This window comes from Stutzerimonas stutzeri (assembly GCF_024448715.1).
Classification (GTDB): Bacteria; Pseudomonadota; Gammaproteobacteria; order Pseudomonadales; family Pseudomonadaceae; genus Stutzerimonas; species Stutzerimonas stutzeri_AR.
Genome location: NZ_JAMOHZ010000004.1, coordinates 25911 through 46718 on the forward strand (window position 1 = coordinate 25911; position 20808 = coordinate 46718).

At 62.9% G+C, this 20808-nt stretch carries 20 protein-coding genes; 10 read left to right on the forward strand and 10 right to left on the reverse strand.

The window, feature by feature from the left end; all coding sequences use genetic code 11:
* Positions 1–291: 291 nt before the first annotated feature.
* From NAV33_RS09670 to trpB, 3 genes are all read right to left on the reverse strand, one after another.
* Positions 292–816 carry an REP-associated tyrosine transposase gene (locus NAV33_RS09670; protein ID WP_255979396.1) on the reverse strand — a complete coding sequence of 175 codons (525 nt, stop codon included), beginning with the start codon at positions 814–816 and terminating at the stop codon, positions 292–294.
* 126 nt (positions 817–942) lie between these two features.
* The gene (gene trpA / locus NAV33_RS09675) at positions 943–1752 is read right to left on the reverse strand and encodes a tryptophan synthase subunit alpha (protein ID WP_255979398.1); all 810 of its coding nucleotides are present in this window, start codon (positions 1750–1752) and stop codon (positions 943–945) included.
* Complete coding sequence (gene trpB / locus NAV33_RS09680; RefSeq protein ID WP_272887299.1) at positions 1749–2966, reverse strand: tryptophan synthase subunit beta; 1218 nt, start codon at positions 2964–2966, stop codon at positions 1749–1751. The genes trpA and trpB overlap by 4 nt, the downstream gene beginning before the upstream one ends.
* A gap of 122 nt (positions 2967–3088) precedes the next feature.
* Here trpB and NAV33_RS09685 point away from each other — a divergent pair, with 122 nt between their 5' ends.
* Positions 3089–4000 carry a LysR family transcriptional regulator gene (locus NAV33_RS09685; RefSeq protein ID WP_255979401.1) on the forward strand — a complete coding sequence of 304 codons (912 nt, stop codon included), beginning with the start codon at positions 3089–3091 and terminating at the stop codon, positions 3998–4000.
* A gap of 276 nt (positions 4001–4276) precedes the next feature.
* Here NAV33_RS09685 and galE read toward each other — a convergent pair whose 3' ends face one another.
* The gene (gene galE, locus NAV33_RS09690; RefSeq protein ID WP_255979403.1) at positions 4277–5341 is read right to left on the reverse strand and encodes a UDP-glucose 4-epimerase GalE; all 1065 of its coding nucleotides are present in this window, start codon (positions 5339–5341) and stop codon (positions 4277–4279) included.
* Between the two features lie 414 nt (positions 5342–5755).
* Between galE and NAV33_RS09695 the strand changes: the two genes are divergently transcribed.
* The 6 genes from NAV33_RS09695 to NAV33_RS09720 all read left to right on the forward strand — a co-directional run bounded on the left by NAV33_RS09695 (position 5756) and on the right by NAV33_RS09720 (position 11834).
* Entirely contained in the window at positions 5756–6940 is a 1185-nt protein-coding gene (locus NAV33_RS09695) for a glycosyltransferase family 1 protein (protein WP_255979405.1), read from the forward strand.
* On the forward strand, positions 6928–8169 hold the full coding sequence (gene glf, locus NAV33_RS09700) for a UDP-galactopyranose mutase (RefSeq protein WP_255979407.1): 1242 nt from the start codon (positions 6928–6930) through the stop codon (positions 8167–8169). The genes NAV33_RS09695 and glf overlap by 13 nt, the downstream gene beginning before the upstream one ends.
* Before the next feature lie 12 nt (positions 8170–8181).
* Positions 8182–9336 (forward strand): beta-glucosidase, encoded by a 1155-nt coding sequence (locus tag NAV33_RS09705; RefSeq protein WP_255979409.1) that lies wholly within the window; start codon positions 8182–8184, stop codon positions 9334–9336.
* Positions 9333–11138, forward strand: a complete 1806-nt coding sequence (locus NAV33_RS09710) for an ABC transporter ATP-binding protein (protein WP_255979411.1) — start codon at positions 9333–9335, stop codon at positions 11136–11138. Before NAV33_RS09705 ends, NAV33_RS09710 begins: the two co-directional genes overlap by 4 nt.
* A complete protein-coding gene (locus NAV33_RS09715) occupies positions 11135–11362 on the forward strand; it encodes a KTSC domain-containing protein (protein WP_255979413.1) in 228 nt (75 codons plus the stop codon). The genes NAV33_RS09710 and NAV33_RS09715 overlap by 4 nt, the downstream gene beginning before the upstream one ends.
* Positions 11363–11618: 256 nt before the next feature.
* The gene (locus tag NAV33_RS09720) at positions 11619–11834 is read left to right on the forward strand and encodes a dodecin (RefSeq protein WP_255979415.1); all 216 of its coding nucleotides are present in this window, start codon (positions 11619–11621) and stop codon (positions 11832–11834) included.
* Between the two features lie 69 nt (positions 11835–11903).
* On the opposite strand, the gene NAV33_RS09725 is transcribed toward NAV33_RS09720, so the two are convergent.
* From NAV33_RS09725 to NAV33_RS09740, 4 genes are all read right to left on the reverse strand, one after another.
* Positions 11904–13265: a cation:proton antiporter gene (locus tag NAV33_RS09725; protein WP_255979417.1), complete on the reverse strand. Its 1362-nt coding sequence runs from the start codon at positions 13263–13265 to the stop codon at positions 11904–11906.
* A 268-nt stretch (positions 13266–13533) separates the two neighbouring features.
* Positions 13534–14535, reverse strand: a complete 1002-nt coding sequence (locus NAV33_RS09730) for an LLM class flavin-dependent oxidoreductase (RefSeq protein WP_255979419.1) — start codon at positions 14533–14535, stop codon at positions 13534–13536.
* A 52-nt stretch (positions 14536–14587) separates the two neighbouring features.
* Positions 14588–14998 (reverse strand): hypothetical protein, encoded by a 411-nt coding sequence (locus NAV33_RS09735; protein ID WP_255979421.1) that lies wholly within the window; start codon positions 14996–14998, stop codon positions 14588–14590.
* A 96-nt stretch (positions 14999–15094) separates the two neighbouring features.
* On the reverse strand, positions 15095–15520 hold the full coding sequence (locus tag NAV33_RS09740) for a hypothetical protein (RefSeq protein ID WP_255979423.1): 426 nt from the start codon (positions 15518–15520) through the stop codon (positions 15095–15097).
* A 132-nt stretch (positions 15521–15652) separates the two neighbouring features.
* Between NAV33_RS09740 and NAV33_RS09745 the strand changes: the two genes are divergently transcribed.
* The 3 genes from NAV33_RS09745 (at position 15653) to NAV33_RS09755 (ending at position 18872) form a co-directional block, all read left to right on the forward strand.
* Positions 15653–16711 (forward strand): aminopeptidase, encoded by a 1059-nt coding sequence (locus NAV33_RS09745; protein ID WP_255980203.1) that lies wholly within the window; start codon positions 15653–15655, stop codon positions 16709–16711.
* Between the two features lie 251 nt (positions 16712–16962).
* Entirely contained in the window at positions 16963–18138 is a 1176-nt protein-coding gene (locus NAV33_RS09750; protein WP_255979425.1) for a hypothetical protein, read from the forward strand.
* Between the two features lie 11 nt (positions 18139–18149).
* The gene (locus NAV33_RS09755) at positions 18150–18872 is read left to right on the forward strand and encodes a ferritin-like domain-containing protein (RefSeq protein ID WP_255979427.1); all 723 of its coding nucleotides are present in this window, start codon (positions 18150–18152) and stop codon (positions 18870–18872) included.
* Positions 18873–18945: 73 nt separating this feature from the next.
* On the opposite strand, the gene NAV33_RS09760 is transcribed toward NAV33_RS09755, so the two are convergent.
* Both NAV33_RS09760 and cysW read right to left on the reverse strand, forming a co-directional pair.
* Positions 18946–19935 carry a sulfate/molybdate ABC transporter ATP-binding protein gene (locus tag NAV33_RS09760; protein WP_255979429.1) on the reverse strand — a complete coding sequence of 330 codons (990 nt, stop codon included), beginning with the start codon at positions 19933–19935 and terminating at the stop codon, positions 18946–18948.
* Positions 19936–19937: 2 nt separating this feature from the next.
* Complete coding sequence (gene cysW, locus NAV33_RS09765) at positions 19938–20807, reverse strand: sulfate ABC transporter permease subunit CysW (RefSeq protein ID WP_255980205.1); 870 nt, start codon at positions 20805–20807, stop codon at positions 19938–19940.
* Between the last annotated feature and the right edge of the window lies 1 nt (position 20808).

The window sequence follows — 20808 nt, forward strand, 5'->3', positions numbered from 1 at the left end:
GGAGGGTTGGCATTGTCCGTCCCTCCGCGTATTCCACGGTGGGCTGAAGCCCACCCTACGGGAGCCGCAGCGTCTAAGGCTATGCCGGGTGGGGCTTCAGCCCACCGGGGGCGGTTGGTCCGGTGCAGAGGGCGGAACGAAGCACGGGATGGGTGGCATGTGGTGGGCTAAAGCCCACCCTACGAGCTGCAACGGGACGTGGCGTCGTTGATACCCGATAGATGTAACGTGGGCTTCAACCCCGTAGGGTGGGCTTCAGCCCACCAGGTTCCTCGTCGCACACTCATTGGATTATTCTCCGAATGAGCCGTCCGCCCCAGTTCCACCGGCCCAATCGTGCGGTAACAGGCCCTTTTCGACGTACCGATTGAAGCTCGAATAGGGCCAGTCCGCGGCTCGCTCAACCAGCCCATGCTTGACCGAGTTGAAGTGGATGTAGTCCACATGGCGCTGCAGGTCCAGTGCGTCACGGATCTGATGCTCCCAATACCGGCGCTGCCAGATGCCTTTCTCTCGCTTGCGCAGCTGGCTCGGGTTTCGGGGCGTGGCCGGAAGCTGTCGAGAGAAGCTGCTCTTAAGCAAACTCCAGCGACCGGCAAAGTCGGCGTCGCCTTCAGGAAGCGTCCAGATGGCGTGAAGGTGATCGGGCAGGACGCAAATGGCGAGGGTTTGAAAGGGGTGGGAGCGTTGAGCCTGGCGGTAGGCATGGCGAAGTAGAGCGATTTCTTCGATCAGCAACCGAGATTGGCGGTCGGCCAAGGTCACGGTGAAAAACCACGTGCCGCCGGGCACCTGGCTGCGGCGATAGTTGGACATGAGGCCTCCTTGCCTTCATGGGTGATGCGGATGGTGTGTACGGGCAAAGGTGGGCTGAAGCCCACCCTACGGTTTGGAGCACGCACATGATGCTCCTGTAGGGTGGGCTTCAGCCCACCAAAGCCTTCAGCCGCGAGCTTTCCGAACTCCTTCGCTCAGCTCGCGACACAACCCCAATACGCCTTCGACCGCTTGCTCGCTGCTCTTGGCATTGGCGATCTGGTCGATCAGGGCGGAGCCGACTACGACGCCATCAGCCAGGCGAGCGATCGCTGCGGCCTGCTCTGGGGTGCGGATGCCGAAGCCGATGGCGACGGGCAGGTCGGTGTGACGCTTCAGACGCGCGACGGCTTCCTCGACGTGTTCCAGCGTCGCGGAACCGGCGCCAGTCACGCCGGCCACCGAGACGTAGTAGACGAAGCCCGAGCTGCCGTTGAGCACGGTGGGCAGGCGCTTGTCATCGGTGGTCGGGGTGGTCAGACGGATGAAGTCGAGGCCCGCGGCCTGGGCCGGGTCGCAGAGGTCTTCGTTATGTTCCGGCGGCAGGTCGACGACGATCAGACCATCGACGCCGGCTTCCAGCGCCTCTTCGATGAAGCGCTCGACGCCCATTTTGTGGATCGGGTTGAAGTAGCCCATCAGCACCAGCGGCGTGTCCTGATTGCCCTGGCGGAATTCGCGAACCATCTGCAGCGTCTTGGCCAGGTCCTGCTTGGCGGCGAGGGCGCGGATGTTGGCCAGCTGGATCGCCGGGCCATCGGCCATCGGGTCGGTGAAGGGCATGCCCAGTTCGATCACGTCGGCGCCGGTCTCCGGCAGGCCCTTGAGGATGGCCAGCGAGGTGGCGTAATCAGGATCGCCGCCAGTGACGAAGGTCACCAGCGCGGCACGGTTCTGTTGTTTGAGTTCGGCAAAGCGCGTCTGCAGGCGGCTCATATGTGTTCTTCCTGTTCGTCGTAGTGGTGCATGACGGTCTGCATGTCCTTGTCGCCGCGGCCGGAGAGGTTGACCACCATCAGGTGATCCTTCGGCAGGCCAGGGGCGCGTTTGAAGACTTCGGCCAGCGCGTGGGCGCTTTCCAGGGCCGGGATGATGCCTTCCAGGCGGCAGCATTTATGGAACGCGGCCAGGGCTTCGTCGTCGGTCACCGAGGTGTATTCGACGCGGCCAATGTCGTGCAGCCAGGCGTGTTCCGGGCCGATGCCGGGATAGTCGAGGCCGGCGGAAATCGAGTGGGCGTCGATAATCTGGCCGTCTTCATCCTGCAGCAGGAAGGTACGGTTGCCGTGCAGCACACCGGGCACGCCGCCGTTGAGGCTGGCGGCATGCTTGCCGGATTCGATGCCGTGACCGGCCGCCTCGACGCCGATGATCTTCACGCTCTGGTCATCGAGGAAGGGGTGGAACAGGCCCATGGCGTTGGAGCCGCCGCCGATGCAGGCAACCAGCGAGTCGGGCAGGCGGCCTTCCTGGGCTTGCAACTGATCGCGGGTTTCCTTGCCGATCACCGCCTGGAAGTCGCGGACCATGGCCGGGTAGGGGTGCGGGCCGGCGACGGTGCCGATCAGGTAGAAGGTGTTGTGGACGTTGGTCACCCAGTCGCGCAGAGCTTCGTTCATCGCGTCCTTCAGGGTGCCGGTGCCGGCGGTGACCGGGATCACTTCGGCGCCGAGCAGCTTCATGCGAAAAACGTTGGCCTGCTGCCGGTCGATGTCGGTGGTGCCCATGTAGATCACGCACTGCATGCCGAAGCGCGCGGCGACGGTGGCGGTGGCCACGCCGTGCATGCCGGCACCGGTCTCGGCGATGATGCGCTGCTTGCCCATGCGCCGCGCCAGGAGGATCTGGCCGATGCAGTTGTTGATCTTGTGCGCGCCGGTGTGATTGAGTTCTTCGCGCTTGAGATAGATCTTCGCGCCGCCGCAGGCCTCGGTCAGGCGCTCGGCGAAATACAGCGGGGAAGGGCGACCGACGTAGTCGCGCTGGAAGTAGGCCAGCTCTTTGGCGAACTCGGGGTCCTGCTTGGCTTTTTCATATTCGGCGGCCAGCTCGTGAATGAGCGGCATCAGGGTTTCGGCGACGTACTGACCGCCGAAGTGGCCGAACAGGCCCTTGGCATCAGGGCCGCTGCGGAATGAGGTCATGGTCATCTCCTGCGGGGAATGGGTGGCGGCAATCGATTCCAGAAATTGCGCGATGAGCTGGAAATTAACCGAGTTGCGCCCGGATAAAAAGCGATAAGATCGCTGCAATCTGTCAGGAAATCTCACCGATGAGCCAAGGTCTTCCTCCACTCAATGCGTTGCGCGCCTTCGAAGCGGCTGCTCGCCTGCAGAGCGTGAGCCAAGCGGCAGCCGAGCTCAGCGTGACCCACGGTGCCGTCAGCCGGCAGATCCGCCTGCTCGAAGATGATCTCGGTCTGGCCCTGTTCAGCAAGGAAGGGCGCGGCGTAAAACTCACCGATGCAGGGCTGCGGCTGCGCGACTCGGCGGGCGAGGCCTTCGAACGGCTGCGCAGCACCTGCGCCGAACTACGTCAGCAAACAGTGGACGCGCCGTTCGTGCTCGGTTGCCCGGGCAGCCTTTTGGCGCGCTGGTTCATTCCGCGGCTGGATCGGCTCAATCGAGAGCTGCCGGACCTACATCTACAGCTATCCGCCAGCGAGGGTGAGCTGGACCCACGCAAACCTGGCCTGAACGCCACGCTGTTATACGCCGAGCCGCCTTGGCCTGCGGACATGCAGGTGCATGAACTAACCGTCGAGCGCATTGGACCCGTGCTGAGTCCGCACCATCCGCGCTATGCGGCATTACGCCAGGCGCGGCCGGACGAGCTGCTCGGTGAGCCTTTGCTGCATACCATATCCCGTCCCCAGGCCTGGCCCGCCTGGGCGAACGGCAGCGGCCTCGACTCGGCGAGATTGCAGATGGGGCAGGGTTTCGAACATCTCTACTTTCTGCTGGAAGCGGCGCTGGCTGGACTGGGCGTCGCCATCGCCCCGCAACAGCTGGTGGCGGATGACCTGCGTCAGGGCCGCTTGCTTGCGCCGTGGGGATTTATCGAGACCCGCGCCAGGCTGGCCCTCTGGGTGCCGGCTCGCCGCCTGGATCGCCGTGCGGAGCGACTGGCCGAGTGGTTACGCAACGAGTTGAGCGGAAAGGTAAACCACGTAGCGACTATGTAGGGTGTGCCGGGCGGCGCTCCGCTTCAGCCCACCGAAGAGGCTTGCCGGAGGGAAAGGGCTGACGACCCGCAAAGTGCTAGCAACGGTGGGCTAAAGCCCACCCTACGGTCTCGATCGGCTTGCTGAGCGGGGAGGTAACCACGTAGCGGCTGTGTAGGGTGGGCCGGGCGGCGCTCCGCAGCATGTAGGGTGGGCTTCAGCCCACCTTACAGATCTAGCAGCACCGCAACGGCCTGATGCTATTCGGACCGCATAGCGCGGCCATGAGTAGCCGCATCAGCTGGCCAGCGCGGTGTCGGCCGTTGCGCCCGTTGCTGCGGCGGGCTTTTCCACGGCATACCCTTGCGGGTTACGACTCTGCCAGCGCCAGGCATCGGTCAGCATGGTCAACAAGTCGCGTTCCGCCTTCCAGCCCAGTTCTTCGCGGGCCTTAGCCGGGTCCGACCAGCACTGCGCGATGTCGCCCGGGCGGCGCGCTTTGAATACGTGCGGTAACCGTCGCCCGATCACTTCCTCGAATGCAGTGACCATCTGCCGCACCGAGTAGCCGCGGCCGGTGCCCAGGTTCCACGTGGAAACACCATGAACCAGGTTCAGCCGCTCCAGCGCCTTCAGGTGTCCCTTGGCCAAATCGACCACGTGGATGTAGTCGCGCACGCCGGTGCCGTCCGGGGTCGGGTAGTCGGCGCCGTAAACGTTCAATTGTTTGCGGCGACCCACGGCTACCTGAAGCATGTAGGGCAGCAGATTGTTGGGAATGCCGTTGGGGTCTTCGCCGATCAAGCCGGACTCGTGCGCACCAATGGGGTTGAAGTAGCGCAGCAGGGCGATCGACCAACGCGGGTCGGACTCGGCCAGCCCTTTCAACACATTTTCCGCCATCAGCTTGGACTGGCCGTATGGGTTGGTCGGGATGCCGGTCGGGCAATGCTCGGTGATCGGCATCTTCGGCGAATCGCCGTAGACGGTTGCCGATGAGCTGAACACCAGCTTGAAAATGCCGGCTTCGGCCATCGCCTGGCACAGCGCGATGCTGCCGCTGACGTTGGTTTCGTAATAGCGCAGCGGCTCGCGCACGCTTTCGCCGACGGCCTTGAGGCCAGCGAAGTGCAGCACGGCAGTGACCGGATACGACGCGAATAAAGCATTTAGCAGTGAGCGGTTACGTACGTCACCCTTGACGAACTGCACCTTGCGGCCAGCCAGGGTTTCGACGCGATCCAATGCGATCTTCGAGCTGTTGCAAAGGTTGTCTAGCACCAGCACTTCATGGCCCGCCAGGAGCAGCTCCAGAACAGCGTGTGAGCCGATATAACCAGCACCTCCCGTTACCAGAATCATGTTTCGTCCTCGCATGGCTATTCTTTCGACGCGCACGGAGTCTGCGGCTGACCGTATGAGCGCGGCCGCTGCATGCATCTCCAAGGTTGGGTTCGGCGAATCGGCGGTGCTTTTTACTGCCGGAGCACGCAGCGCCGTTGCCGGGGTAAATCAGGCGTCCTGTGAATAAGGACGAAGAAGGCTCGGCCAAGTTCCAACGAGACGACAGGCAGCCGATGACCGACCTGCTTGCTGCGTCAAAGGGAACCTTGGCTCACCCGGCGTCGTCCATAGCCGGCGGGTTGCGCTTGGTGTCGCGACGGTTGTTGGTGTCCAAGCGGGCCCGGGTTTTCTGTTTCCTGCGCAGGCTGCGTGGGCTTATGCGATGCGGCAGAAGGGACTCTGAAGGACTTCGCCATCCTGCAAGAGGTTGCCATGAGCTGGGCCGGCCCTTACCAATACGAGATTGGAAAATCCCCTGACAAGCAGGAAACGCCGCCCGAAGTCATCTTCGATGAGCTGGTTCCAACCCTGCTGTGCCTTTCGCATCTTCGCTGGAGCTTCGTCTACCAGCGTCCGCAGCACCTGATGTCGCGTTTCGCGCGGGATTTCAACGTGCTGTTCTTCGAAGAACCGATCCCCACCGAGGACACCCAGCCCTGGCTGGAAGTGCGTCCTGAGGAAAACGGCGTGCAGGTGCTGGTGCCGCGCCTGCCTCAGGGCTGCGAGGGTGAAACGGCGTTGCGCATACAACGTGATTTGCTCGATGGCTACCTGGATAAACTTGGCGTCGGTGAGTTGATGCTCTGGTACTACACGCCGATGGCGCTGGGCTATGCCGGCCATCTGAAGCCCAAGCTCACCGTCTACGACTGCATGGACGAGCTTTCCGCATTCCGCGGCGCGCCGCCTGAACTGGTACAGCGTGAGCGCGAACTGCTCCAGCGCGCCGATCTGGTATTCACCGGCGGTTACAGCATCTGGGAAGCCAAACGCGAACTGCATGACAACGCGCATGCTTTCCCCAGCAGCGTCGATGTCGCGCACTTCGCCGAGGCGCGCCGGACGCAGGCCGATCCTGATGACCAGGCCGAGATACCTCATCCGCGCCTCGGGTTTTACGGCGTGATCGACGAGCGCTTCGATATCCAGTTGGTAGCCGATGTCGCGCAGAAGCGTCCCGACTGGCAGTTCGTGCTGGTCGGGCCGGTGGTCAAGATCGATCCGGCGGACCTGCCGCAGCGCGACAACATCCACTACCTGGGCGCCAAGACTTATGACGAGCTGCCGAGGTATCTGTCGGGCTGGGACGTGGCGATCATGCCTTTCGCGATGAACGAGTCGACCCGCTTCATCAGCCCGACCAAGACTCCGGAATACCTCGCCGGCGGCTGCCCGGTGGTATCCACTCCGATCAAGGATGTGGTGCGGACTTACGGTGATACCGAGATCGTCCATATCGCCGATTCCCCCGACGCGTTCATTGCCGGGGTGGAGCGTGCCCTCGCCGATACCGAAGATCGGGACCGTCTATTGAAAGTCGCCGACGAGATTCTCGGCGACATGTCCTGGGATCACACCTGGGCGCTGATGAAGGAGAAGATGCAATGCGCGATCTGAGCCTGCGAGACAGCAATCCCGAACACGCAGGCGGTGGCGCCAGCGATCATCCTTCACGCCGCCGGCGCGGCTTCGACTACCTGATCGTCGGTGCCGGGTTCGCCGGTAGCGTGCTCGCCGAGCGTCTGGCCGCCGGGCTGAACAAGCGCGTGCTGGTGGTCGACCGGCGACCGCACATCGGCGGCAACGCCTACGACCATTACGATGAAGCCGGCGTGCTGATTCATCGTTACGGGCCGCACATCTTCCACACCAACGCCCAGCGCATCGTCGACTACCTGTCGCGGTTCACCGAATGGCGGCCCTACGAGCATCGCGTGCTGGCTCAGGTGGACGGTCAGGAGGTGCCGATTCCGATCAACATGACCACGCTGAACAAGCTCTACGGCCTGAACATGACCACCGAGCAGGAAGCGGCGGATTTCCTCGCCAGCCGAGCCGAGCCGGTAGAAGACATCCAGACCAGCGAGGACGTGGTGATCAACGGCATCGGCCGTGAGCTGTACCAGAAGTTCTTCCGTGGCTACACCCGCAAGCAGTGGGGGTTGGACCCGTCGCAGCTGGATAAGTCGGTGACCTCGCGCATTCCCACGCGCACCAACACCGACGACCGCTACTTCACCGACACCTTCCAGCAGATGCCCAAATACGGCTACACGAAGATGTTCGAGAAGATGCTCGCGCACCCCAACATCAAAGTGATGATCAACACCGACTACCGCGAGATCCGCGACGAGGTGCAGCACGATCATCTGATCTTCTGCGGGCCGATCGACGAATATTTCGACTACCGCTTCGGCAAGCTCCCGTACCGCTCGTTGAAGTTCGAGCATAAGCAGCTGGATCAGGAGCAGTTCCAGGCGGTCGGCACGGTCAACTACCCGAGCGAAGACGTGCCCTACACGCGCATCAGCGAATACAAGCACCTGACCGGCCAAGTGCATCCGAAAACCAGCATTACCTACGAATATCCCTCTGCCGAAGGCGATCCTTACTACCCGATTCCGCGGCCGGAAAACGCCGAGCTGTACAAGCGTTACCAGAAGCTCGCCGATGAAACTCCCGGCGTCACCTTCGTCGGGCGGCTTGGTACCTACAAGTACTACAACATGGATCAGGTGGTCGGCCAGGCACTGGCGCTGTACAAGCGCATCGAGGAAGCCGAACGCGGGCCCGAGGCTGGCGAAAGCGCCGAACACAGCCAGTCACTGGCCGAGCAGGCACCCTGAGGCGAGGCGGAAATGTATCAGCCAACGCTGTTCAAGAGTTTCTTCATGGGTGGATTCGAATGCTCGAACCATCGTCGTAGCGATGGCCGGCGTCTCGATCTGCTCGCTGCTACCGGGCATGATCGTTGGGCGGCGCATGACTATTCGGTGCTCCAGCGTCACGGCCTGCGTAGCGCGCGCGACGGTCTGCGTTGGCATCTGATCGAAAAGACGGCGGGCCAGTACGACTGGTCGAGCTTTTTGCCGATGCTGCACGCGGCGCAGCGCCATGGCACCCAGGTGATCTGGGATCTTTGTCATTACGGTTGGCCGGACGATATCGACATCTGGCGGCCGCAGTTCGTCGAACGCTTCGCCTGCTACGCCGCGGCGGCGGCGCAGCTGATCAAGGATGAAACCGATGCGGTGCCCTTCTATGCGCCGCTCAACGAAATCTCCTTCTGGTCCTGGGCCGGCGGCGACGAGGCTTACTTCAACCCGATGGCGCGCGGGCGCGGCTTCGAGCTCAAGCATCAGCTGGTGCGCGCGACCATCGCTGCCATGGAGGCGATCCGGGACGTCGAACCGCAGGCACGATTCGTCCAGGTCGATCCGGCGATCCATGTCGTCGCACCCAATGACCGGCCCGGTCCGCAACGCGATGCCGAACGTTTTCGTCAATCACAGTTCGAGGCCTGGGACATGCTCTGCGGTGAGGTCTGGCCCGGCCTTGGCGGCGCGCCGGAATACCTCGACGTGCTGGGCGTCAATTACTACTCCGACAACCAGTGGTACCTCGGCGACGGCCGCACCATCGAGCGCGACAACCCGGATTATCGTCCCTTCAAGGGCATCCTCAGCGAGATCTGGCAGCGTTACAAACGACCATTGCTGATTGCCGAAACCGGTGCCGAGGGCGATGTACGCGGCGACTGGCTGCGCTACGTCAGCGAGCAGGCGGGCCTGGCGATGCAGCGCGGGGTTCCGGTCGAAGGCATTTGCCTGTATCCGGTACTGGATTACCCAGGCTGGACAGATGACCGGCATTGCCCGGTGGGGCTGCTGGGCTTTCCAGATGACAACGGCAACCGCTGCGTGCATGAGGGGTTGGCCGATGAACTGCGTCTGCAGCAGCTGAGGTTCAGCCAGTTCAACCCCGCACTGCAGCTCGCCGACGCCCTGCCATGAACGTACCGGCCCAGCCGCCCAAAGCGAAGCCTCAGGAGGCGCCGCTTCCAAGCCGGCCGGTCGCCTTTCTTTGGCATTACATCTGTGTTCGTCCTTGGCATTTCGGCGGCTTGCTGTTGCTGATCATCGGCGCCGCCAGCTGTGCGGTGGCGGTGCAGTACGGGATGAAGCTGCTGGTCGACTCCATGGCGCAGGGCACCGCGGACCGTGGTGCCGCCAACGTCTGGTTTCCGCTGGGGCTGTTCATCAGTCTGATCGTCACCGAGAACGTGTTCTGGCGCCTCGGCGGCTGGCTCGGCTGTCGCACGGTGGTGGCCAGTGTGGTGGATATTCGTGTCGACCTGTTCAAGCACCTGACCGGCCACCCGATGCGCTATTTCACCGAGCATTTTGCCGGCTCGCTGGGCAATCGCATCTCGGCACTGGGGCAGGCCGCCGGGGCGATCTATGGTGGCCTGGCATGGAAGATCGTGCCGCCCATCGTCGATTTCATCGGCGCCGTGGTGGTGCTGCTCACCGTCGACGTGCGCATGGCGGTGGCGCTGATCCTGTTCGTCGCCATCGTCGCCGCGCTGATCACCGGTTTCGGCATTCGCGGCCGCGCCAAGCATCAACGCTTCGCCGCCCAGTCGGCGCGGGTCGGCGGCGAGCTGGTCGATGCCGTCTCCAATGTCTGGACGATCAAGGCCTTCTCCGCCCGTGACCGCGAGGCCGAACGGCTGGCGCAAGAGATTGGCTATGAAGCCCGCGCTCAGCGCCGCAGCTGGATGTATCTGGAGAAAGCGCGGGTCATGCATGACATCTGCTTGTCGGTCATGGCCGGCGGCATGCTGATCTGGGCGATCAACTTATGGATCGGCGGCTCGGTAACGGCCGGCGACGTGGTACTGGTCAGCGCGCTGACCTTTCGCATCCTGCATGGCTCGCGCGATTTGGCACTGGCGCTGGTGGACACCACCCAGCAGATCGGTGCCATTGACGACACCCTGCGCATCATCGTCCAGCCGCATGGCCTGGAAGACAGCGACGCCCAGCTGTTGCTGGCCGAAGGCGATATCACCTTCGAGCACATCAGCTTCCGCTATCCGGATCGCGGCGCGGTGTTCGAGCATCTCGACCTGCATATCCCGGCCGGGCAGAAAGTCGGTGTGGTGGGCTCTTCCGGGGCTGGCAAGTCGACCCTGATCAACCTCATCCAGCGCCTCGATGACGTGCACGAAGGGCGCATTCTTATCGATGGACAGGACATCCGAAGCGTCAGCCAGGACAGCTTGCGCGAGAAGATCGCAGTGGTCCCGCAGGAAACCGCGCTGTTCAACCGCAGCATTCGCGAGAACATCCGCTATGGCCGCCCTGGCGCGACCGATGAAGAAGTGATTGCCGCCGCACGCAGCGCCTTTTGCGACGCCTTCATCCGCGAATTGCCGCAGGGCTACGACACGCTGGTCGGTGAGCGTGGTGTGATGCTTTCCGGCGGCCAGCGCCAACGCCTCGGAATTGCACGAGCGTTTCTCAAGGATGCACCGATCCTGATCCTCGACGAGGCGACCTCGGCGCTGGATACCCATTCTGAGGCCGAAATCCAGGTTGCACTCAACGACCTGGTGCATAACCGTACCGTGGTCGCGGTGGCGCACCGGCTATCGACCCTGGCGAGCTTCGACCGGGTCATCGTTCTGCGTGACGGACGCATTGTCGAGGATGGTCCGCCGCATGAGCTGCGCAGCCGTGGCGGTGAGTTCGATGCCTTGTGGCGAATGCAGGCCGAAGGCTTCAAGCGGCAGCCCGATACCGCCAAATGAAGCGCGTCGCAGTGACTTCCCGCAGCCTGCGCTCGCTGGGTTACGACCCGGACGAGCAGGCGCTGGAGGTCGAATTCCACAACGGCTCGGTGTACCGCTACGAACGTGTGCCGGCCGAGGTGGTACAGGCGCTGCTCGAAGCGGACTCGCTGGGACGGTATTTCAATCAGGTGTTCAAGCCGCAGCACTACCGCTATCAGCGTATCGACCGGGATGCTCGGTAGGGTGGGCCGGGCCGGCGACGTTCCGCAGTAGGGTGGGCTTCAGCCCACCAACTGGCTGACACCACTGGTGGGCTGAAGCCCACCCTACTGCAAAGCGAAACCCCACCTGCTGAACACGCTATTTCGCGCCTGCGACGTTCCTTATCACGGCTTCTATTGAAGCGTTGCGCTGAACTTCCGGGACGCTACGCGGGCCTCAAGCAGACAGGATGCGTCACTACCGAGCGGAGGCTCTTCAGATCGGAAGGGGAAATCTATGTCGGATCATCACATCTACAAGAAGATCGAGATTGTCGGCTCTTCGCGCACCAGCGTGGACGAGGCAATTCAGAACGGTATCGCCGAAGCCAGCAAAACGCTGCGCAATGTCGAATGGTTCGAAGTCGGCGAAATTCGCGGCCACGTCGAGAACGGCAAGATCGGCCATTTCCAGGTCACGATGAAAGTCGGCTTCCGTCTCGCCGATAGCTGAGTCATCGCTCAGGCCACCCGGCAGCGGCGGTCCATTCGGCTGCCCGGCGCGCCTGCCTCGCTCGCTGCATCAGACATGGTTCGTTGGCGCCTGGCCGCGGCTGCGTTCATAGCGCCGCAATAGCGGCTGGGTGCTCAGCCCATGCACGACGATGCTCAACACCACCACCGAAATAACCAATTGGATAATGTCGTCGGCCTCGTCCGGCAGCAGACCGTGGGTCACGGCGTAACTCAGGTAGTAGAGGCTACCGATGCCGCGGATACCGAACCAGCCAGCCGTCAGCCGCTGGGTGCGATCCAGATAGCGGCGCGGCATTAGCACCCATACGCTCAGCGGCCGGATAACCACGAACAGCGCCAGCGCCAGCGGCACTGCCCGCCAGTCCCAGTGCGCCGACACCAGTACGCCGAGCATGGTGACCAGCAGCACTTCCAGGCTGCGCTCCAGTTGCCCACCGAAGGTCAGGATATCGCCCATCATCACGCCAGCGGCGACCTTGGGTTCGGCGATGGAGTCGTTTTTCAGCGGTAGCTCACGCGGCACCAGGCCACCTTCGGCCAAGTGCGGTACGGCGTGGGCGATGAGCTCTTCGGAGGGCGTCTCGGATCTGTTCGCCACGGATATTTCGGCGTGGCGCAGCCCCAGGCCGGCGGCAAAGACCGCAAGAAACCCCCAGGCGCCGATCAGCTCGGCACCAACGTAAGCCAGAGCGATCAGCGCCAACGCCAGCGAATCGTTGGGCGACATCGAGGTATCGGCGTATCGAGCGCGCAGGTAGATCGCCAGCTTGCCGATCAGCTTGCCCAGCAGGTAGCCGAACACCAGCCCCGCCGGGACAGCCCAGAGCAGACGATGCACGGCCCATTCGCCGACCCAGCCCGACGCCAGCCCTCCCTGTTCGATCAGCAGCAGGCCGAACACCACGAAGGGGAAGGCGGTCCCGTCGTTGAAACCGGCTTCGCCGGACAAGCCGTAGCGCAAGTGATCGCTGTCACGGGAATTGTTTACCTGCACCAGGCTGGCAAGCACCGGGTCGGTAGGGGCCAGAGTCGCGCCGATCAGTACCGAAATGCCCCAGCTCAGGCCCAGCAGGTAGTGACAGAACAACGCCACCCCGGCGATGCAGGCGAGCATCACCGGTCCGGCCAACACGTAGGCGCTTTTCCAAGCCGGGTGGCGCAGCGGCATGCGCAGTTTCAGGCCGCTGACGAACAGCGACACCAGCACGGCGACTTCCGTGAGGTGCACCATCCAGCCGGCGATATGGATGAACTCCATCTCCCACAGGCCAATGCCGAGCCCGATCAGCAGGCCGAAGCCGAGGTAGATCAGCGATGTGGTGACCGGTAGCCAGCGCAGATAGGCCGACGCCAGGGCGAGGATCAACAGCAGGACGCCAAGCACGGCCATCCATTGGAGGAAATTCATGCAGTTTTCCGAAGCGAGCGTGACGCGCTGAACTGCGCATGGACGTTCGAACAGCGTGGCTCGGCGGGGTTCAGCTGCATTCGCCGAACGGAAAACGGAAGCGGAGCGCCGGAGTAGCGTTCCCTCGCAGAGCAACGATCAAATGGTGGGCTGAAGCGGAGCGCCGCCCGGCCCACCCTACGAAACGGAACGCCGCCGACCTGTAGGGTGGGTCGAGCGGTGCTCCGCTTAAGCACTGTAGGGTGGGCTTCAGCCCACCAGCCTTTCTTCAGCCCTGGCGCAGCCCGGCGAGGATATCGAAGGCGCGGTGGCGGTCGGCGGTCTCGTAGAAATCGCAGGTGAAGATCAGTTCGTCGGCCTGGGTCTGCTCGAGCAGAACGTCCAGCCGCGCACGAATCTTTTCCGGTCCGCCGATCAATGCCATACCGAGGAAACTGCCCACCGCGTCCTGCTCGTGCGGCAGCCATTTGCCCTGCATGCTTTTCACCGGCGGCACCAGAACCAGGCTCTGGCCACGGATCAACGCCAGGATGCGTTGGTAGGCGGTGGTTGCCAGGTACTCGGCATGCTCGTCGGTGTCGGCGGTCATCAGCGGCACGCCGAGCATCACGTAAGGTTTGTCGAGCACCTCGGACGGACGGAAATTCTCGCGGTACAGGCGAATCGCCTCATGGGCGTAACGCGGCGCGAAATGCGAGGCGAAGGCGTAGGGCAGGCCTTTGGCGGCCGCCAATTGCGCGCTGAACAGGCTGGAGCCGAGCAGCCAGATCGGCACATTGCTGCCGACCCCTGGCATGGCGATCACGCGTTGATTTCGTTGACGCGGCCCTAGCAGCAGCTGCAATTCCTCGACATCGGCTGGGAAATCGTCGGCGCTGCCCATGCGATCGCGACGCAGGGCGTGGGCAGTGAACTGGTCGGCGCCCGGCGCGCGGCCCAGCCCCAGCTCGATGCGGCCGGGATAGAGCGCTTCCAGCGTGCCGAACTGCTCGGCGATGACCAATGGCGCATGGTTGGGCAGCATCACGCCGCCGGCACCCAGGCGGATCCGCGACGTGCCGGCGGCCAGGTAGCCGATCAGCACCGAGGTGGCGGCGCTGGCGATGCCGTCCATGTTGTGGTGCTCGGCGACCCAGAAGCGCTCGAAGCCGAGCTTTTCGACATGTTGGGCCAGCGCCAGAGAGTTGCGTAGGGCGAGGCCGGCGTCGCCGTCATCACGGATCGGCGCCAGATCGAGTGTGGAAAAACGGGTGTGTTCGATACGGGACATCGTTTATCTCTTTGCTGTCGGGTTTGCTGGCAGGGAAGGCCGGCGGAACGACTCAGTAACAGTGCTCGGCCTCGGCCCGCGCCAGGACGTTGTGCTGTTCGTCGCGCAGCCAACCCTGTGGCGTGAAGCCCAGCGAGCGCGCCTGGAACAGGTAGCGCCGCCCGGCCTGGAAATCGTCATAGCGGATCACCATGGTACAGCGCAGGTACTGGGTTTCGCCGAACATGCCGAAGCCGCCGCTGCTGATTTCGAATTCATAGCGTGCTTCGAGTTCATGCGCGCCGGGGCTGACCTGGAAATAGCGACCATCGGGCGTGCGTTTGTCGTCCAGGCGGTCGGACATGAAGATGTCGCTGGGTTGTGCAGTCAGATCGACCCAAGCCATGTTCGGATCGGGAGCGGGCAGGGGACCGGCGCAGCCGGACAGGCCAAGCGCCACGGATAGAGCAAGCGGCAGTCGCATGAACGATTCCTCGGCAAGCCCGCTGGCTCAGCATTGCGCTGCCGCGGCCATCTGAGACTGAGCCAGCCTGGCCGATTTTTCAACGTGCAGCGACGATCAGCGCGTGGCGACACCACCACAGCCGCGTTCGCTCGCCTTGGCCAGCAGTCGATCGTGCTGGTCGTAGAGCTTGGCCCAGGGTCGGAAACCGTAACCTCCGGCGACCAGGCGATAACGGGCACCGGCATCGAAGCTGTCGTAACTCAGCGTCAGGCGACAGTCGCGCTCCAATGCCTCGCTGTCGCGGCCGACATCGGCCGGCCCCACTTCGAAGCGGTAGCGCATGCCCAGCTGATGGCTGCCGGGTGTTACTTGGAAATAGCGGTCATCGTCCAGCGGCTTTTGGTCTACCGCGACGGCTACCAGTTCGGTTTCGCCATGCGGAGCCAGTTCGACCCAGGCCTGGTTGGGGTCCGGCTTGGGCATCCACAGGGCGCAACCGCCTAGGCTGGTTAGCGCGAGAGCAAGAATCAGGATTCGCATGGAACAAAGTCTCCGACCGTGGGCGGTCTGGCTGTTTGGCATCTGCGTGCTCGGTGGTTGGGTGGGCTTCGATGTCGTTGTAGGCTCATCGCACCGACCCGGTGGGTCATGTAGGCGGGTGAGCGTTTGTTTATTTCAAAGCCGAAAACCGTCCCAGTCGACCCCCGAGGGTTGTTCTGGGTTCCGCTATTGCTGGCCGTTTGTCTGAATGGTTGCAGCACCTATTACGGGCAACTGGCGGTCGGCCAGCTGGACCTTTTACGGCAGCGTGAACCTATCGCCGCGATCATCGACAATTCCGAATCCGATCCGAAATTGCGCACGCGACTCGCCCTCGCCCTGCAGGCCAGACGTTTCGCCAGTACCGTGTTGGCGTTGCCGGACAATGGCAGTTACCGGGTCTATGCCGACATCCAGCGGCCGTATGTCGTCTGGAATGTCTTCGCTACCGAGGAGTTTTCGGTGGCGCCGCTGACCCACTGCTTCCCTATTGCCGGCTGTGTGGCTTACCGCGGCTACTATCAGCAAGGCCGCGCTCGGGGTGCGGCTGCGCTGCTCAAGGCCGAAGGCTACGACACGATGGTGAGCGGCGTGCAGGCCTATTCGACGCTGGGCTGGTTCGACGATCCGCTGCTCAGTTCCATGCTGCGCTGGGATGACGAGCGCCTCGCCGGGCTGATCTTCCATGAGCTGGCACACCAGCAGCTGTATGTCACCGACGACACGGCCTTCAATGAATCCTTCGCCTCCTTTGTCGAGCGTGAAGGGCTGCGCCAGTGGCGGGCTAGCCGGGGCCTGCCACCGACCAGCGACGCGGCGCGTGACCACTACGTGGATCTCAGCAGGCTGGTGCTGGCGACCCGAGAGCGCTTGGCCGCTTTGTATGCGTCCGATTTGAGCGAACCCCAGATGCGGATTGCCAAGCGTGCGGAATTCAAGCGGATGCGTCAGGCCTACCGGCAGCTGCGTGAGGGTCCTTGGAAGGGCGATAGCCGTTTCGATCGCTGGATGGCCCAGCCATTGAACAACGCCAGCCTGGTGCCGTTCGGCCTCTATGATCGTTGGGTGCCTGCCTTCGCCGCGTTATTCGAGCAGGTCGACAGCGACTGGCAGCGTTTTTACGCACGTGTCGAAGCCATGGGCCGCTTGCCCGCCGACGAGCGGAAGCGTTTGCTTGAAGCGCTTCGCTGAAGCCGTCTGCCGCTTCGTTTCAAGCCAGATCAGGCAAGGCGCCGCGCCCGATTTCGCCTCGATGGATCTGCGCTTGTTCGAAGAGGTTGGCAGCTGCCGCTTGTCGTCTCCTTGAGTTTTCGCAACAGAATCCGCGGAATTCTTTTCCGCTTGCCTTCGTCCATTTTCTAGGCCGTCAGCTCAGCTGACCCGTGATTTAGCCGTACGGATGCGTACGCCTAGCCAATACAAGCCGTTCAAACGGAGGCTCCATGGACAACCTATCCGGCATTCTTGATAACAAGGGCACGCCGCTCGAAAAGCAGAAGTTCACCTGGAAGGAAATGGCCGGCAAGCCAATCAGCAAGCTCGACGATGACGCCTTTACGCGGGTGCGCATCATCCTGATGAACGGTATCGAGATCGATGCGCTACGCCTCAAGCACGGCATTGCGCGCATCACCGGCCAACTGCGCGGCCCGCTCGCGGAAATCCGCCGCGTCGAGCAGCACCAGGCAACGATGATCAACTGGCTGATTTCCGCTGACCACTCGCCGCTGGAGACCACGGTCGCCTACGAGCAGGTCGCTATCGAAGTCACCGCCGCCGTGGCGCAGACCGAGCCCGATCCTTACCAGGCGCAAACCTATCGCTTCGGTCTGCTGGAAGATTTCGACCACCTGTATCGCTACTCGGCGATGCTCGATCGTCTCGAAGGTAAGGATGCCAACAACATCCTTCAGGGCTACACCGACATCGTCCCCGGCCGGCAGACGTCCGAACATCATCGCCATCCGTCCAACGACCTTCGCGACAGCTACGCGAAGGAAGAGGCCGCACTGATCACCAAGATTCATTGCGCGATGATCACCGCGGCGGAATTCCAGACCCATGATTACTACATGAATGTCGGGCCGCTGTTCGCCGATCCGCTGGCTCGTCAGCTCTACGCCGAAATTGCCTCGGTGGAAGAACAGCACGTGACCCAGTACGGCTCGCTGGCCGACCCTCAGGAGTCGTTCATGGAGAAGTGGCTGGTGCACGAGGCGATGGAAGTTTACGCCTACGCCAGTTGCGCCGAGCAGGAGACCAATCCGCGCATCAAGGCGATGTGGGAGCGCTTCCTCGACTACGAACTGGGCCACCTGAACATCGCCTGCGAGCACTTCAAGAACATCGAGCGCCGCGACCCGGCGGAAATTCTCGGCGGCCCGCTGCCGAAAATGATCGAGTTCAAGAGCCAGCGCGAGTTCGTCCGTCAGGTCCTCGCCGCTGAGGTCAACCTGCGCACCAGCGGCACTCAGTACGTCGACAAGAGCGAAGAGCCGCAGAACTCGCTGGATTACCGCAACCAGCTCAACTCTGAGGGCATCGCGTCGAACATCGTATCGGCCGGATACCAATGGGCCCCGGGTGGTGAACTCATGCGCATGCGCAAGGCTTCTTGAGGAGAATCGACATGGCAACTGCAGCGAAATTAGGCTCCAACGTTACCGGCGTACAAATGTCCCCGAAGGACACCAAGCTCTTGCTCGACGCCGTCAACGAAATCCATCCGGACGTACCAGGCGATTCCAAGGGAATCATGCTGGAGCGCGCCACCCGTGCCGAAGAGGCTGACCGCATCGGCTCGGTGCCGGTCCCTGGCTCGGCCAAGGGCATGCTCAAGTCCACCTTCGACATGGCGCTGGGCAAGAGCCCGGAGCTGCTGGTCGACAAGCTTGGCGAGCGGTTGGCGTTCGAGCGTAGCGGCGTGCGCCTGTATGACGCGATGATTGCCAAAGCCAAGGCTCTGGGCACGGCCGAATCGGACCTGATTCAGACGCTCCAGCATATCCGCGACGAAGAGTTCGAACACATGAACATGGTCGCCGAAGCGATCGAAACGCTGGGTGCCGACCCGACGGCGCAGACGCCTTGCGCGGATGTCGCTGCGGTCAAATCAATGGGCGTGATGCAGGTGCTTACTGACCCGCGCACCAACATCGCCCAAGGCATGGGCGCGTTGCTCACTATCGAGTTGGAGGATAACGCCGCCTGGGAGCTGCTCATCGAGCTGGCCGAAGCAGGCGGCCATCCGAACATCGCCAAAGGCTTTAAAAAGGCGAAGGACCAGGAGGATGACCATCTGGTAAAGATCAAGACGTTGATCCGTCGGGACCTGATTACCCAGGTCAAATAGATACCGCGTGCGCTTCAACTTTGGCGCGCCTCTGGGCGCGCTTTTTTTTGCTGCAGCGTTTTACTCGCAAGAGTCAATGTGAATGAGGTGGCGCAACCGCGATGGTCGGCTTGAAATACAGCGTCTCGCCCCGAATCAGATCGGTCAGACTGGCGTGATCACTGGCGACTTCCGCCTCGATCGGGGCGTTTTGTCCGGAAACTCTTAGAGTTACGCGGGTAATCGCGCCGAGGGGGCGGATATCACGAACCTCACCGGGCTGATGGCCTTCGTCTGCAGCGCGCGCCAGATAAATCTCATGGGGGCGGAAGAGAACTTGCCGATTCCCTATTTGCAGCTGATTGGCATCGCCCAGGAAGTGGTAGACGAAGTCGCTGGCCGGTTGCCGGTAGACCTCGGCCGGTGAACCGATCTGTTCGATCACACCCTTGTTCATCACCACGATGCGGTCGGCCACTTCCATCGCCTCTTCCTGATCATGGGTGACGAACACGCTGGTCAGGTGCACCTCCTCGTGCAGGCGCGCCAGCCAGCGGCGCAGCTCCTTGCGCACCTTGGCGTCCAGCGCGCCGAAGGGTTCGTCGAGCAGCAGCACCTTGGGCTCGACCGCCAGGGCACGGGCCAGGGCGATTCGCTGGCGCTGACCACCGGAGAGCTGGTCCGGGTAGCGATCGGCGAGCCAGTCGAGCTGCACCAGCTCCAGCAGCTCATGCACCTTCTGCTTGAGCCGGCTTTCGGTGGGGCGCTCGCGGCGCGGCTTCATGCGCAGGCCGAAGGCGACGTTGTCGAATACGGTCATGTGGCGGAACAGCGCGTAATGCTGGAACACGAAGCCGACGTTGCGATCGCGCACGTCGCGCCCGGACACGTCCTCGCCGTGAAACACGATGCGGCCGCTGTCGGGCGTTTCCAGCCCGGCGATGATCCGCAGCAGCGTGGTCTTGCCGCAGCCGGACGGGCCGAGCAGGGCGACCAGTTCGCCGCTGGCGATGTTCAGGTCGATCTCGTTCAGGGCCTTGAATTGGTTGAATCGCTTGCTGACGTTGTTCACTTCGATGGACATGACTACTCCTCGCCAGCGTTGGCTTTGAGGCGTTGAAGGCGGGACTCGCTCCACTGCTTGAGCAGCAGGATCAGCAGCGCCAGCAACAACAGCAGGCTGGCCACGCTGAAGGCGGCGACGTGGTTGTATTCGTTGTAGAGAATCTCGACGTGCAGCGGCAGGGTGTTGGTGTAGCCGCGGATGTGTCCGGACACCACCGACACCGCGCCGAACTCACCCATCGCGCGGGCGGTGCAGAGCACCACGCCGTAGACCAGGCCCCAGCGGATGTTGGGCAGGGTCACATGCCAGAACATCTGCCAGCCGTTGGCGCCGAGCAGCCGCGCCGCTTCTTCCTCCTGCGTGCCCTGTTCCTGCATCAGCGGGATCAGCTCGCGAGCGACGAAGGGCACGGTGACGAACACCGTGGCCAGCACGATGCCGGGCAACGCGAAAATGATTTGGATGTCACGGTTGGCCAGCCATTCGCCGAAGAAGCCCTGAGCGCCGAACAGCAGCACGTAGATCAGCCCGGCAATCACCGGCGAGACCGAGAAAGGCAGGTCGATCAGTGTCACCAGCAGGCTCTTGCCGGTGAATTCGTACTTGCTCACGCACCAGGCCGCGGCCACGCCGAAGACCAGGTTGAGCGGCACCGAAATGCCGACCGCGAGCAGGGTGAGCTTCAGCGCGGCGAGAGCATCGGCTTCGAAGATCGCGCTAAAGAAGGTGCCCAGGCCGAGCTTCAGGGCTTCGCTCAGCACCACCAGCAACGGCAGCAGCAGAAACAGAGCGAAGGTCAGCCAGGCGGCGACGATCAGCAGACGTCGTGCCAGCGGGTTGCCCTGGCGTGGCTTGGCGGCCAGCGGGGCGGACAGGGTGGTGGTGGTCATC

Coding starts and splice junctions, on each gene's coding strand:
- NAV33_RS09695 (WP_255979405.1), top strand. CDS start 5,756: ATGAGCTGGGCCGGCCCTTACCAATACGAGATTGGAAAATCCCCTGAC.
- trpB (WP_272887299.1), bottom strand. CDS start 2,966: ATGACCATGACCTCATTCCGCAGCGGCCCTGATGCCAAGGGCCTGTTC.
- NAV33_RS09715 (WP_255979413.1), top strand. CDS start 11,135: ATGAAGCGCGTCGCAGTGACTTCCCGCAGCCTGCGCTCGCTGGGTTAC.
- NAV33_RS09730 (WP_255979419.1), bottom strand. CDS start 14,535: ATGTCCCGTATCGAACACACCCGTTTTTCCACACTCGATCTGGCGCCG.
- NAV33_RS09720 (WP_255979415.1), top strand. CDS start 11,619: ATGTCGGATCATCACATCTACAAGAAGATCGAGATTGTCGGCTCTTCG.
- NAV33_RS09740 (WP_255979423.1), bottom strand. CDS start 15,520: ATGCGAATCCTGATTCTTGCTCTCGCGCTAACCAGCCTAGGCGGTTGC.
- cysW (WP_255980205.1), bottom strand. CDS start 20,807: ATGACCACCACCACCCTGTCCGCCCCGCTGGCCGCCAAGCCACGCCAG.
- NAV33_RS09760 (WP_255979429.1), bottom strand. CDS start 19,935: ATGTCCATCGAAGTGAACAACGTCAGCAAGCGATTCAACCAATTCAAG.
- NAV33_RS09670 (WP_255979396.1), bottom strand. CDS start 816: ATGTCCAACTATCGCCGCAGCCAGGTGCCCGGCGGCACGTGGTTTTTC.
- NAV33_RS09755 (WP_255979427.1), top strand. CDS start 18,150: ATGGCAACTGCAGCGAAATTAGGCTCCAACGTTACCGGCGTACAAATG.
- NAV33_RS09685 (WP_255979401.1), top strand. CDS start 3,089: ATGAGCCAAGGTCTTCCTCCACTCAATGCGTTGCGCGCCTTCGAAGCG.
- NAV33_RS09750 (WP_255979425.1), top strand. CDS start 16,963: ATGGACAACCTATCCGGCATTCTTGATAACAAGGGCACGCCGCTCGAA.
- NAV33_RS09705 (WP_255979409.1), top strand. CDS start 8,182: ATGTATCAGCCAACGCTGTTCAAGAGTTTCTTCATGGGTGGATTCGAA.
- galE (WP_255979403.1), bottom strand. CDS start 5,341: ATGATTCTGGTAACGGGAGGTGCTGGTTATATCGGCTCACACGCTGTT.
- NAV33_RS09735 (WP_255979421.1), bottom strand. CDS start 14,998: ATGCGACTGCCGCTTGCTCTATCCGTGGCGCTTGGCCTGTCCGGCTGC.
- NAV33_RS09725 (WP_255979417.1), bottom strand. CDS start 13,265: ATGAATTTCCTCCAATGGATGGCCGTGCTTGGCGTCCTGCTGTTGATC.
- glf (WP_255979407.1), top strand. CDS start 6,928: ATGCGCGATCTGAGCCTGCGAGACAGCAATCCCGAACACGCAGGCGGT.
- NAV33_RS09710 (WP_255979411.1), top strand. CDS start 9,333: ATGAACGTACCGGCCCAGCCGCCCAAAGCGAAGCCTCAGGAGGCGCCG.
- trpA (WP_255979398.1), bottom strand. CDS start 1,752: ATGAGCCGCCTGCAGACGCGCTTTGCCGAACTCAAACAACAGAACCGT.